This is a genomic window from Streptomyces sp. EDA2-14 (assembly GCF_054963755.1).
Map to the genome: position 1 here is coordinate 482,102 of NZ_JBUEGE010000005.1, position 12,997 is coordinate 495,098.

Annotated in this window: 8 protein-coding genes; 7 read left to right on the forward strand and 1 reads right to left on the reverse strand. The window is 71.3% G+C overall.

Annotation, left to right across the window (positions count from 1 at the left end):
* The first annotated feature begins 181 nt into the window (after nt 1–181).
* Nucleotides 182–838 carry a hypothetical protein gene (locus tag ACY34M_RS17720; RefSeq protein ID WP_462716783.1) on the forward strand — a complete coding sequence of 219 codons (657 nt, stop codon included), beginning with the start codon at nt 182–184 and terminating at the stop codon, nt 836–838.
* Nucleotides 839–889: 51 nt separating this feature from the next.
* Here the strand turns inward: ACY34M_RS17720 and ACY34M_RS17725 are convergent, their stop codons facing one another.
* Entirely contained in the window at nt 890–2,113 is a 1,224-nt protein-coding gene (locus ACY34M_RS17725) for a cytochrome P450 (RefSeq protein WP_462716782.1), read from the reverse strand.
* A 149-nt stretch (nt 2,114–2,262) separates the two neighbouring features.
* On the opposite strand from ACY34M_RS17725, the gene ACY34M_RS17730 reads away from it, so the two are divergent.
* The 6 genes from ACY34M_RS17730 to ACY34M_RS17755 form a co-directional block, all read left to right on the forward strand.
* A complete protein-coding gene (locus tag ACY34M_RS17730; protein ID WP_462716781.1) occupies nt 2,263–3,009 on the forward strand; it encodes an IclR family transcriptional regulator in 747 nt (248 codons plus the stop codon).
* Between the two features lie 159 nt (nt 3,010–3,168).
* On the forward strand, nt 3,169–4,641 hold the full coding sequence (locus ACY34M_RS17735; RefSeq protein WP_462716780.1) for an ABC transporter substrate-binding protein/permease: 1,473 nt from the start codon (nt 3,169–3,171) through the stop codon (nt 4,639–4,641).
* Complete coding sequence (locus ACY34M_RS17740; protein ID WP_462716779.1) at nt 4,641–5,375, forward strand: amino acid ABC transporter ATP-binding protein; 735 nt, start codon at nt 4,641–4,643, stop codon at nt 5,373–5,375. The genes ACY34M_RS17735 and ACY34M_RS17740 overlap by 1 nt, the downstream gene beginning before the upstream one ends.
* Nucleotides 5,376–5,516: 141 nt before the next feature.
* The gene (locus ACY34M_RS17745; RefSeq protein WP_462716778.1) at nt 5,517–9,410 is read left to right on the forward strand and encodes a Pls/PosA family non-ribosomal peptide synthetase; all 3,894 of its coding nucleotides are present in this window, start codon (nt 5,517–5,519) and stop codon (nt 9,408–9,410) included.
* Nucleotides 9,411–9,499: 89 nt separating this feature from the next.
* A complete protein-coding gene (locus ACY34M_RS17750; protein ID WP_462716777.1) occupies nt 9,500–10,846 on the forward strand; it encodes a M1 family metallopeptidase in 1,347 nt (448 codons plus the stop codon).
* 94 nt (nt 10,847–10,940) lie between these two features.
* On the forward strand, nt 10,941–12,997 hold a 2,057-nt coding region (locus ACY34M_RS17755), incomplete at its 3' end, for a phosphocholine-specific phospholipase C (protein ID WP_462724118.1).

The window sequence follows — 12,997 nt, forward strand, 5'->3', positions numbered from 1 at the left end:
GAGTGAACCCGTCCCGGATCTTGAATCGTTGGGGCCTCGGGCCAGTTGGCTGCGTCCGCGCCTGCCGAGGGACCATCGGCGTGCGGCAGGGTACCGACCGGCACCTTGCGGGACGAGCGTGCCGCCGGGATACCTGAGGAAGGCGGCCCGCAGCGCGCGGACCGGGAAAGGCGCGATGGCCATGTCCAAGAGTTCCCGGGGGTACGGCAGGCGACGCAGGGGCAGGATCGTACGCAAATCGACGGCCGGGCCCCGACCGGCGTCCGCGCCCCGTGCTGTCGAACCTGCCCCGCTCGACGAGCACCAACAGCGCCTGGCGGCCCAACGGGCCTTCCTGGAGGCGTCGCTCGCCATGCTCGCCGCCAGGGAGATCACCTCGGAACCGGAACGCGCGGCGGCGGAGCAGGCCGTCGAGAGCCTGCGGGCCTACATCGACGAGTTCGTGGACGGCGCCAGGTACCGCGAGGGGTTGGAGACCCCGCTGGCGGACCTGGCGGTCGGAACCGCCGACGCGATCGAGACGGGCGCCGCCGGGGTCCCGGCCGTCGCCGCGGAAGGATGTGCCGACGCCACCGAGGATCCGGTCATCAAGGTGATATGCAAGGGCTTCTCCTACGTCTTCGGCCCCTCCCCCATCGGACCGCTGAACGACCTGAGCAAGGTGCTCGGGTGCGCGACCGCGGAGATCCGCCTCAGTAAGAAGGAGCGCGTGGCGCGTGCGGCGCTCGAGCAGCTCCAGGAGGCGCGCAGGTCGGCTGCATCGTCGGTCACTACAACGTCCGCTCCTGTGGCCCCGGTTGCGAAGCACGCACGCACCACACACCCGCGGAGCTTGTGAGGGGCGGCCGCGGGTGCCGGTGGCGAACACCCCGCTGCCCGGCCCCCGACTTCACGAAGGGTGCCGCGCGGCCCCCTCGGCAGCGAACGGCAGCGTCTCGTACCGACGCACGTAGCAGCCGTCGGCGAACGTACCTCGGGCGGCATCGACGGCGAAGTCCGGGAACCGCGCGAGGAGTTCAGTGAGCGCGATACGTCCCTGGAGGCGGGCCGCCGCCGCACCCAGGCAGTGGTGCGGGCCGTAGCCGAAGGCCAGGTGCTGTGGAGTCGTGCGCTCCAGGTCGACCTCGTCCGCGCGGGGGCCGAAGGCGCGCGGGTCGCGATTGGCGGAGCCGTAGAGCAGCAGCACCTTGCGTCCGGCCGGCGCCGTCCTGCCGTGCAGCTCCAGATCCTCGGTGAGGGTACGGGCCAGCCCCTGTACCGGTGACGCCAGGCGCAGCGCCTCCTCGACGAACGGTCCGAGCGCATCCGGGTCCGCCTCGATCCGCTCCCTCACCTCGGTTCGCCCGGTCAGGAGTTGAGCGGCGGTGGCGAGCAGTCCGATGGTCGTGTCGTTCCCGCCGGCGATCATGGTGAAGGCGAATCCGAGGATCCGGATCAGGGCCTGCGGGTCGTCGGCCATGACACGGACGAGATCGGAGACCGTGTCGTCGGCGGGGTGCGCGCGGCGCCGCTCGATCAGGTCACCGAAGTACGCGAAGAGTTCACCGACCGCCTCGTGCGCGTCGAGCGCGTGGCCCTTGGCGCCCGCCTGCACGATGGCCTGCGTCCAGCCCGCGAAACGCTCCCGGTCGGCTTCGTCGACACCCAGGTAGTGGGCAACGACGAAGCACGGCAGCGGTCTCATCAGTTCGGCGACGATGTCGACCGGGCCGCCCGCCGCGGCGGTCTCCTCGACGGCGTCGAGCCGGACGCGCACGAAGTCGCGCACCGCGTCCGCCACGGACTCCACGCGGCGCGGCGTGAACCCCTTGGTGAGCAGCCTGCGGAACTCCGTGTGCTCCGGCGGGTCGAGCATGACCAGCGGCGGCGCGACGTCCACTCCCGCGGCGGCCATGTCGTCGCGGACCACGGTCAGCCCCCGGCGTGACGAGAACACCTCGGGACGGCGCAGCGCGTCGAGCACGTCGTCGTAACGGGAGAGCACCCAGTAGTCGCCGTCCTCGACGTGATGCAGCGGGTCGTGGTCGCGCAGGGCCGCGTACATCGCGTAGGGGTCGCGCCAGGACTCGGCACCGCGAGGGAGGAATCGGGCAAGTGGCGGGACGATACTCATGGCGTCACGGTGGGTGGCTTCTGACGCACTGTCAATGACTTGTGCGACCGGCCCGACGCCGAGACACCTCCCACTGACCGGCAGGAAAATTCCCACTCAGTGGGTGGACGGCCCTTGCGTGGCTGAAATGACCCTCTAGTGTCCGGCAGGTGACATCGAGACCGACCGCCCCGGGACCGGGCCACCGCACCGGTGCGATCCTGGCCGCACTCGCCGAACAGACGACCCTGACGGCCCAGGATCTCTCCAGGCGAACCGGGATTCCCATCAGCGCGGTCTACCGGCACCTGAACGATCTCGTTCAGCTCGGCCTCGCCGGTCACAGCCGGACTCGCGGCCGCTACTGCGCCGGCTCGCTCTCCGTGCAGATGGCCGAGAACTACCGTCGCGAGGCCCTCAGCGGCGGCGAGGTGAAGCGCCGGCTGGCCCGGCTTGCCGCCGACACCCAGGAGCTGGCCGCCTTCCTCATCCCCAGTGGCCACCATGTGCTGTGCGTCGAGGCCGTCGAGGGGTCACGCGTGATCAAGTGCAGCTTCTCGCCGGGGCTGACCAAGCCGCTGACCTTCGGGGCCAGCGCGCAGGCCATCCTCGCCCACCTCCCCGACGAGCGCGTCGCCGCGGTCTGCGAGGCCCACCAGCTCACCGCCGATCGCGTCGCGGCGCTCCACCTGGAGCTGCGGCATGTGCGCGACCGCGGGTACGCCGTGAGCACCGGGGTCGTCGACGAGGGGGTGTGGGGCGTCAGTGTGCCGGTCTTCGACCCGCTCGGTCAGGTGAACGGAACCGTCAGCACCATGGCCCCCGAATTCCGGGTGCGCCACAACCATCCGCTGCTCATCACCCTGACCCACGCGGCGGCCCAGGACATCAGCCGCTTCGGCGACCCGCTGACATGACACCCCTGACATGACACCCCGAACATGACACCCCGATCCGCCCGCTGACCAGGCCTGCCTGCCCGCCTGCCCGCCCACCCGAATCTCCGTCCACGTGCACAGAAACGAATGGAGTGAAACGTGATAAGTGCGTCCATAGGACGAAGAGTCGCGGCCGTCATGGCCGGACTGCTCGCGTCCACCCTTCTGCTGACCGGCGCCTCGCCGGCCGTCGCCGACCAGGCCGACGAGGGGGCCCAGAAGGCGGGTACGCAGAAGCTCGACCGGCTCCGCTCCGGCCGGGCGACCCTGCGCGTGGGCACCGACGCGACGTTCCCGCCCTTCGAGTTCACCGACGCCAAGGGCGGCAAGATCGGCTTCGACGTCGAGCTGGTCCGGGCACTGGCCAAGCGCGCCGGCATCAAGAAGGTCACCTTCACGCAGATGCCGTTCGAGAACATCGTCCCGGCGCTGCAGGCCCACCAGATCGACGTCGGGGCCTCGGCGATCTACATCAGTGACGCGCGCGCCAAGGCCGTGGACTTCACGAACGTCTACTACCCCGGCGGCCTCGCGATGTTCGTCCCCGAGGACGACACCTCGGTGCACACGCTCGACGACCTGACCGGCAAGAAGATCGCCGTGCAGGTCGGCACCAAGTCCGTGGACTGGCTCAAGGAGCACCAGCCCGGCGCCCGGCTCGTGACCGTGCAGACCAACGAGCAGATGTTCTCCTCCGTCAAGCTCGGCCAGGCCGACGCCGTCGTCACCGGCGCGCCCGGCGGCCAGTACTTCATCAGCCAGCACGGCGGACTGAAGCAGGTCGGGAAGCGGCTGACCGGCGAGGACTACGGCTACGCGCTCCCGAAGTCGGACCCCGCCGTGACGGCCGCCTTCGACTCCGCGCTCAAGGACATGAAGGCCGACGGCTCGTACGAGAAGCTGACGGACAAGTGGTTCGCGACCAAGAGCGGCGCCAAGGCCCAGAAGGACCGCCCGCTCCTCAACCCGACGACGATCGTGGACTCCTGGGGCCAGATCTGGCACGGCCTGCTCATCAGCGTCATGGTCATCCTGCTGTCGCTGTGCCTGAGCCTGGTGCTGGGCATGCTCGGCGGCTTCGCCAAGCTCAGCAAGGTCCTTCCGCTGCGCTGGCTGGGCAACGTCTACGTCTCGGTGATCCGCGGCACCCCGTTCGTCGTCCAGCTGTTCTTCATCTACTTCGGCCTGCCCCAGCTCGGCCTGCAACTGCCACCCATGGTCGCGGGCGTGATCGCCCTCGGTCTCTACAGCGGCTCGTACGTCACCGAGATCTTCCGCGGCGCCGTGCAGTCGGTGGACCGCGGCCAGATCGAGGCCGCCCGTTCCTGCGGCATGTCCCACGGCGCGGCCATGCGCCATGTGGTGGTCCCGCAGGCGTTCCTGCGCATGCTGCCCCCGCTGGGCAACGAGTTCGTGTCGCTGACCAAGAACTCCGCGCTGGTCTCCTTCATCACCATCGGTGAGCTCTTCCTCGTCGGCCAGACGATCATCTCCCGCACGTTCGACGCGCTGACCGTCTACCTGTTCATCGGCTTCCTCTACTACGTCCTCACCAACCTCATCGGCACCGCGACCCACGCGATCGAGAAGAAGATGGCGGTGTACGTCTGATGGCACTCCTGGAAACCCACGGCATCACCAAGGCGTACGGCGACCACGAGGTGCTGCGCGGCATCGACTTCGCCGTCGAGGCAGGTCAGGTCGTCGCGGTCATCGGCCCCAGTGGCGGCGGCAAGTCGACCTTCCTGCGCTGCCTGAACCTGCTGGAGACACCGACCGGCGGGCGGGTCGTCTTCGCGGGCGACGAGCTGAGCGCGACGGGGTCCGACCTCGACCGGTTGCGTGCCCGGATGGGGATGGTGTTCCAGCAGTTCAACCTGTTCCCGCACATGACCGCGCTGCGCAACGTGGTGCTGCCGCAGATGAACGTGCTCGGCCGCAGCCGGAAGGAGGCCGAGGAGCGGGGCCGCGCGCTGCTCGGACGGGTCGGCATGGGCGAGCGGGCCGACGTCTACCCCAACCGGCTGTCCGGAGGACAGAAGCAGCGGGTCGCCATCGCACGGGCCGTGGCCATGGACCCGCAGCTGATGCTCTTCGACGAACCCACGTCCGCGCTCGACCCCGAGGTGGTCCACGACGTCCTGGAGGTCATGACCGGGCTGGCCAAGGACGGTATGACCATGGTCGTGGTCACCCACGAGATGGGCTTCGCCCGGAAGGTCGCGGACCGCGTCGCCTTCATCGACGGCGGCCGGATCGCCGCCGACCTGCCGCCCGAGGAGTTCTTCTCACCGGACAACGACAACGAGCGCATCAAGGCGTTCCTGGCGAAGGTCCTTCCGTAGGAAGACACGTACAACCCGCGCCCGATGCCCACGAACCCGTAATATGTCCCGGTTGCCCGGCCCCGGCCGGTCAACGCCGGGCAGTTCGGGGGCATTTGAGTCGCGCCCGCCGGGCTGCCGTCGCCTCGACATTGGGACCCGATGGACGCCACTCGCGCACACGACGAGCTCAGCCTGCTCGAAGCGGAGCTGACCGAACGGCTCGACGCTCCGGCGCACTTCTTCTCGAAGGACGCCGCCGCCCCGCGCACCCTGGTCGACATCCTGGACGCGACCGTCCGCGAACATCCCGACGAGCCGGCCCTCGACGACGGCGTGCGCCGTCTGACGTACCGCGCGCTGGACGCGGAGGTCGACCGGCTGCGCCGCCGTCTGGCCGAGGCGGGGGTGGGGCGCGGCGACCGGGTCGGCGTGCGGGTGCCGTCGGGGACGAACGACCTGTACGTCGCGATCCTCGCCGTCCTCGCGGCGGGCGCCGCCTACGTACCGGTGGACGCGGAGGACCCGGAGGAGCGGGCCGAACTCGTCTTCGGTGAGGCGGGGGTGCGGACCGTGATCGGGGCGGGTCACTCCTTCACCGTCACGGAGCCGTCTCCCGTTCCGGCCGGGCGGCCGGGGCCGCAGGACGATGCGTGGATCATCTTCACGTCCGGTTCGACGGGCAGGCCGAAGGGTGTCGCCGTCAGCAACCGCAGCGCGGCCGCGTTCGTGGACGCGGAGGCCGCGCTCTTCCTCGCCGAGGAGCCGATCGGCCCCGGCGACCGGGTCATGGCGGGCCTGTCCGTCGCGTTCGACGCGTCCTGCGAGGAGATGTGGCTGGCCTGGCGGCACGGCGCGTGCCTGGTGCCGGTGCCGCGCTCACAGGTGCGCGGCGGCGCCGACCTCGGCCCCTGGCTGGCCGAGCAGGAGATCACCGTGATCTCCACCGTGCCGACGCTGGCCGCCCTGTGGGAGCCGGAGGCCCTCAACGACGTACGCCTGCTGATCTTCGGCGGCGAGGCGTGCCCGCCCGAACTCGTGCAGCGCCTGGTCACCGAGGGCCGCGAGGTGTGGAACACGTACGGGCCCACCGAAGCCACCGTCGTCACCTGCGCCTCGCTGATGACCGGCGCCGAGCCGATCCGCATCGGGCTGCCGCTGGCCGGCTGGGAGCTCGCCGTCGTCGACGGGGCGGACCGGCCCGTCCCGATGGGCGAAAGCGGTCAACTCGTCATCGGAGGAGCCGGTTTGGCGCGCTATCTCGACCCGGCCAAGGACGCCGAGAAGTACGCGCCGCTGCCCGCCCTGGGCTGGGAGCGCGCCTACCGCAGCGGCGACCTGGTCAAGGCCGACCCCGAGGGGCTGGTCTTCCTCGGGCGCGGCGACGAGCAGATCAAGCTCGGCGGGCGGCGCATCGAGCTCGGCGAGGTCGACGCCGCCCTTCAGGCGCTGCCCTGTGTCGCGGGCGCGGCCGCCGCCGTGCGCACCGCGCGCGGCGGCAACCAGCTGCTCGTCGGCTACCTCGTCACCCAGGAGGGCTGGCAGCACACGGCGGCCGTGGAGAAGCTGCGGGACCGGCTTCCCGCCGCGCTGGTGCCGCTGCTCGCCCCCGTCGCCGAACTGCCCACGCGCACCTCCGGGAAGGTCGACCGCGACGCCCTGCCGTGGCCGCTGCCCGACGTGGAGTCCGGAGACGCCCCGGCCGAGCGGCTCTACGGCACCGAGGCCTGGCTCGCCGAACAGTGGAGCGAGACCCTCGGCATCCCCGTCACGAGCGCGTCGGACAACTTCTTCGCCATCGGTGGCGGCAGCATCGCGGCCGCGCAGCTCACCACCCGGCTGCGCACCCGCTACCCGAGCGCGGCCGTGCTCGACATCTATGAGCGGCCCGTCCTGCGCAAGCTGGCCCGCCGCCTGGAGAAGTCGGCCGGGGACGACGCGGCGGAGCGCGTGATCACCCCCGTGCCGACCCGCACCAAGCTCGTCCAACTAATGCTCCTGATACCGCTGTTCGCCTTGAACGGTCTGCGCTGGACCGTGGCGCTCGCCGCGCTGGCGAACGTACTGCGCCACTTCGGCGGCTACGCGTGGGCCCCGCCCGCCTCCTGGTGGCTGCTCGCCTCTGCCGCGCTGCTCCTGTTCAGCCCACCGGGCCGGCTCGCGCTCGCGGCGGGCGGCGCCCGGCTCCTGCTGCGCGGCGTCGAACCGGGCACATATCCGCGCGGCGGCGCCGTCCATCTGCGGCTGTGGACCGCCGAACGCCTCGCCGAGCACAGCGGCGCCACCTCGCTCACCGGTTCCTGGCTCCAGCGCTACGCCCGCGCACTCGGCGCCAAGGTCGGCCCCGACGTCGACCTGCACTCGCTGCCTCCGGTGACCGGACTGCTCAAGCTCGGCCGGGGCTGCGCCGTCGAGAGCGAGGTCGACCTGTCGGGGCACTGGCTCGACGGCGACCGCCTGGAGATCGGCGCCGTGAAGGTCGGCGCGGGCGCCGTGGTCGGCACCCGCAGCGTCCTGTTCCCCGGCGCCCGGATCGGCAAGCGCGCCGAACTCACGCCGGGCTCCGCCGCCCGCGGCCACATCCCGACCGGTCAGCGCTGGGCGGGCTCCCCCGCGGTCAAGCTCGGCAAGGCCAAGCGGGAGTGGCCCAAGCAGCGGCCGCCGCGCACGGTGCGCTGGCGCGTGATGTACGGGGCTTCGGGGATCGCCCTCACCCTGCTCCCGCTCCTGTCGGCACTCCCGGCCCTGCTGGTCGCGCACGCCTTCGTGCCCGCGGGCGCAGGGCTCGGCGAGGCGGTGCGCGGCGCCCTGCTCGCCGTCGCGCCCGCGGCGCTCGCCTACGGACTCGCGTACGCCGCGCTGATCCTGGTTGGAGTCCGCCTCGCCGGGCTCGGTCTCGCCGCAGGGACGTTCCCGGTGCACAGCCGGGCGGGCTGGCAGTCCTGGACCGTCACGCAGCTGATGGATCTGTCCCGGCAGACCCTGTTCCCCTTGTACGCGGGGCTCGTCACGCCGGTGTGGATGCGGCTGCTCGGCATGCGCGTGGGCCGGGACGCCGAGGTGTCCACGGTGCTCGCGCTGCCCGGCCTCACCACGGTCGGCGACGGCGCGTTCCTCGCCGACGACACGCTGACCGCGCCGTACGAACTCGGGGGCGGCTGGGTACGGATCGGGCGTGCCCACATCGGCCGCCGGGCGTTCCTCGGCAACTCCGGCATGACGGCGCCCGGCCGCTCGGTGCCGGACGACGGTCTGGTCGGCGTCCTGTCGGCCACTCCGAAGAAGGCCAAGCAAGGCAGTTCGTACCTGGGTCTTCCGCCGGTCCGGCTCCCCCGCCCGGCGGTCGGCGCCGATCCGGGCCGCACCTATGCCCCGTCGGCCGGGCTGCGCCTGGCCCGCGCCCTGGTCGAACTGGGGCGCCTCGTCCCGGTGTTCTGTTCGGTCGCGCTCGTCGTCCTCGTCCTCGGGGCGCTCGCGGCCGTCGCGGCGGCGTACGGGCTGTGGGCGGCGGCGCTCGTCGGCGGTCCTGTCCTGCTCGCCGCGGGCGTCCTCGCGTGCGCGGTGTCGACCGCCGCCAAGTGGCTGCTGGTCGGCCGCCACCGCACCGGCGAGCATCCACTGTGGTGCGGCTTCGTGTGGCGCGGTGAACTCGCCGACACGTTCGTGGAGATGCTCGCCGTGCCGTGGCTGGCCGGCGCGGTGCCCGGCACGCCCGTCCTGACGGCCTGGCTGCGCGGGCTCGGGGCGCGCATCGGCGCGGGCGTGTGGTGCGAGAGCTACTGGCTCCCCGAGACCGACCTGGTCACCCTGGAGACCGGCGCGACCGTGAACCGGGGCTGTGTCCTGCAGACCCACCTCTTCCACGACCGGATCTTGCGGACGGATACTGTGATCCTTCGCGAGGGCGCCACCCTGGGGCCGGGCGGAATCGTGCTGCCGGGCAGCGAGGTCGGTGCCCGCAGCACGCTGGGGCCCGCGTCCCTGGTGATGGCCGGTGAGTCGGTGCCGCCGGGCAGCCGGTGGCTCGGCAACCCGATCGAGGCCTGGCGTCCGTGAACCGGCTGACGGCGCTCTCTCGTTGGCGAAGCCGTACGAAAACGGGTACGGGTACGGGAACAGCCACGGGGACAGGGAGCGGGCGAGTCGTGAACACGCAGCACAACGGTCAGCACAGAGGCCAGTACCACGGGTTCGACCCGTACTTCCCGTCCAACGGCGATCCCCGCTACCGGGTGCACCGCTACGAACTCGACCTGGACTACCGGCCCGAGCCCAACCGGCTGGCGGGCACGGCGCGGCTCAGCGCCATCGCGGGCCGCGCCGAACTGGACGAGTTCCAGCTGAACTTCGCCGACTTCCGCATCGGCCGGGTCCGCGTGGACGGCCGCGCCGCCCACTACACGCTGCGCGGCGGCCGGCTGCGGATCCGCCCGGAGAAGCCCCTCGCCGCGAGCGCCGCCTTCACCGTCGAGGTGCACTACTCCGGCAACCCCAAGCCGGTGAAGAGCTCCTGGGGCGGCCTCGGCTGGGAGGAGCTGACCGACGGCGCGCTCGTCGCGAGCCAGCCGGTCGGCGCCCCGTCCTGGTACCCGTGCAACGACCGCCCCGCCGACAAGGCCGCGTACCAGATCTCGCTGACCACCCCTTCCGCGTACCAGGTGGTGATCGGCGGTCGCCTCCTCACCCGTACGACGAGGGCCTCGACCACGACGTGGGTGTACGAGCAGCCCGCCCCCACCTCCAGCTATCTGGTCGGGCTGGCCATCGGCAGGTACCAGACGGCGCTGCTCGGCGATCCGGGCCTCGGCGGGGTCCCGCAGACCGGACACTTCCCGGCGCACCTGCTCACCGAGTTCTCCCGCGACTTCGCGCGCCAGCCGCAGATGATGGCCCTGTTCCAGGAACTCTTCGGCCCCTACCCGTTCCGCGAGTACGCGGTCGTGGTCGCCGACGAGGAGCTGGACGTCCCCGTAGAGGCGCAGGGCCTGTCCCTGTTCGGCACCAACCACGTGGACGGCGCGCGCGGCTCGGAGCGGCTGGTCGCCCACGAGCTGGCCCACCAGTGGTTCGGCAACAGCGTCACCGTCGCGGACTGGCAGCACATCTGGCTCAACGAGGGCCTCGCCAAGTACGCCGAGTGGCTCTGGTGCGAGCGCTCGGGCGGCCGCGACGCCCGGGACCTGGCCGCCGCGGCCCATCGCCTGCTCGCCGGCCTCCCCGAGAACCTGTCCCTTGCCGACCCCGGCCGCAAGCACATGTTCGACGACCGCCTCTACGAACGCGGTGCCCTGGCGATCCACGCCCTGCGCCGCGCCCTCGGCGACCAGGCGTTCTTCGATTCCCTGCGTGCCTGGACGGGCCAGCACCGCCACGGCGTCGTCACGACGGAGACGTTCGCGGCGCACATGGAGCGCTTCGCTCCCCGCCCGGTGGACGAGGTGTTCCGGGCGTGGGTGTACGAGACGGGCCTGCCGGAATTGACCATCGTTTAACCCTCAGGACACCCCGGCCTCTTCCCAGTGGACCAGACCTCTTGGAACACTTTGGCGAATCCTGTTCGCTTCTCCCCCACGAGGCCCCACACACATGCCAGAACTGAATCGCCGACGTTTCCTGCAGATCGCGGGCACCGCCGGAGTCGCCACCGGCATCGCCGCTCTCACCGACTCCATCGACCGCGCCGCCGCGATCCCCGCGGCCCGCAGGTCCGGCACCCTGGACGACGTCGAGCACGTCGTCGTCCTGATGCAGGAGAACCGGTCCTTCGACCACTACTTCGGCGCGCTCAAGGGCGTGCGCGGGTTCGGCGACCCCCGGCCGGTCACGCTGCCCAGCGGCAAGTCCGTCTGGTACCAGGCGGACGCCACCGGCAAGGAGGTGCTGCCCTACCACCCGGACGCCGAGAACCTCGGCATGCAGTTCATCGCGGGACTCAACCACGACTGGGCCGGCGGCCACCAGGCCTTCAACGACGGCAAGTACGACGACTGGATCGCCGCCAAGACCACCGGGACGATGGCGTATCTGACCCGCCAGGACATCCCGTTCCACTACGCGCTCGCCGACCGGTTCACCGTCTGCGACGCCTACCACTGCTCGATGATCGGGGCCACCGACCCCAACCGCTACTACATGCTCTCCGGCCACGTCGGCAACGACGGCAAGGACGGCGGCCCGGTCCTGGGCAACGAGGAGGCGGGCTACGACTGGACCACGTACGCCGAGCGCCTGGAGGAGGCCGGGGTCTCCTGGAAGGTGTACCAGGACATCGGCGACGGTCTGGACGCGGACGGCGGCTGGGGCTGGATCGACGATGCCTACCGCGGCAACTACGGCGACAACTCGCTGCTCTTCTTCAACCAGTACCGCAATGCCAAGCCCGGCGACCCGCTCTACGACAAGGCCCGCACCGGCACCAACGCCAAGGCGGGCGACGGGTACTTCGACATCCTCCGCGCCGACGTCAAGGCGGACAAGCTGCCGAAGGTCTCCTACGTCGCCGCTCCGGAGGCCTTCTCCGAGCACCCCAACTTCCCCACCAACTACGGCGCCTGGTACATCTCCCAGGTCCTGGACGCGCTGACCTCGAACCCCGAGGTCTGGTCCAAGACGGCCCTGTTCATCACGTACGACGAGAACGACGGCTACTTCGACCACGTGGTGCCGCCCCATCCGCCGCGCTCCGCGGACGACGGCCGCTCCACCGTGGACACCACGCTCGACGTCTTCGAGGGCAGCGCCAAGTACGGGGCGGGCGTCTACGGCCTCGGCCAGCGCGTCCCCATGCTCGTGGTCTCCCCCTGGTCCACCGGTGGCTACGTGTGCTCCGAGACCTTCGACCACACCTCGATCATCCGCTTCATGGAGCGCCGCTTCGGGGTGCAGGAGCCGCACATCTCCCCCTGGCGGCGCGCCATCTGCGGCGACCTCACCTCGGCCTTCGACTTCTCCCTCAAGGACACCGACCCGGCCGACCTCCCCGACACCGACGCCTACGAGCCGCCGGACCACGAGCGCCACGACAGCTACGTGCCCAAGCCGCCGGCCCAAGGCGCGCTGCCCGTGCAGGAGAAGGGCAGCCGTCCCTCCCGTCCGCTGCGCTACGCCCCCGCGGTGGACGGCGCCGTGGACCCGGCGAGCGGCCGCTACCAGCTCACCTTCACCGGCGGCCCCGACACCGGCGCCCAGTTCTACGTGACGGCCCCGGTGCGCACCGACGGCCCCTGGACCTACACCACCGAGGCCGGCAAGAACGTCTCCGACAGCTGGAACACGGAGTACTCCAAGGGGACGTACGACCTCACGGTGCACGGACCGAACGGCTTCCTGCGCGCCTTCCGCGGCCCCGGCGCCGCCAAGGCACCCGAGGTCACCGCCCGGCACGCCGCCGACTCCGGCAACCTGTCGCTGATGATGACCAACCCGACGGACGCGGCCGTCCACCTCACCGTCAGCAATGCCTACGGCGACGGTGGCGAGACCTTCACCGTCAAGCCGGGTGCCACGGTGCAGCACACCGTGGACCTGCGCGCGAGCAAGCGCTGGTACGACGTGTCGGTGGTCTCGGACGCCGACAAGGGCTTCCTGCGCCGCTTCGCCGGCCATGTGGAGAACGGCCAGGCGGGCGTGAGCGACCCGGCGAT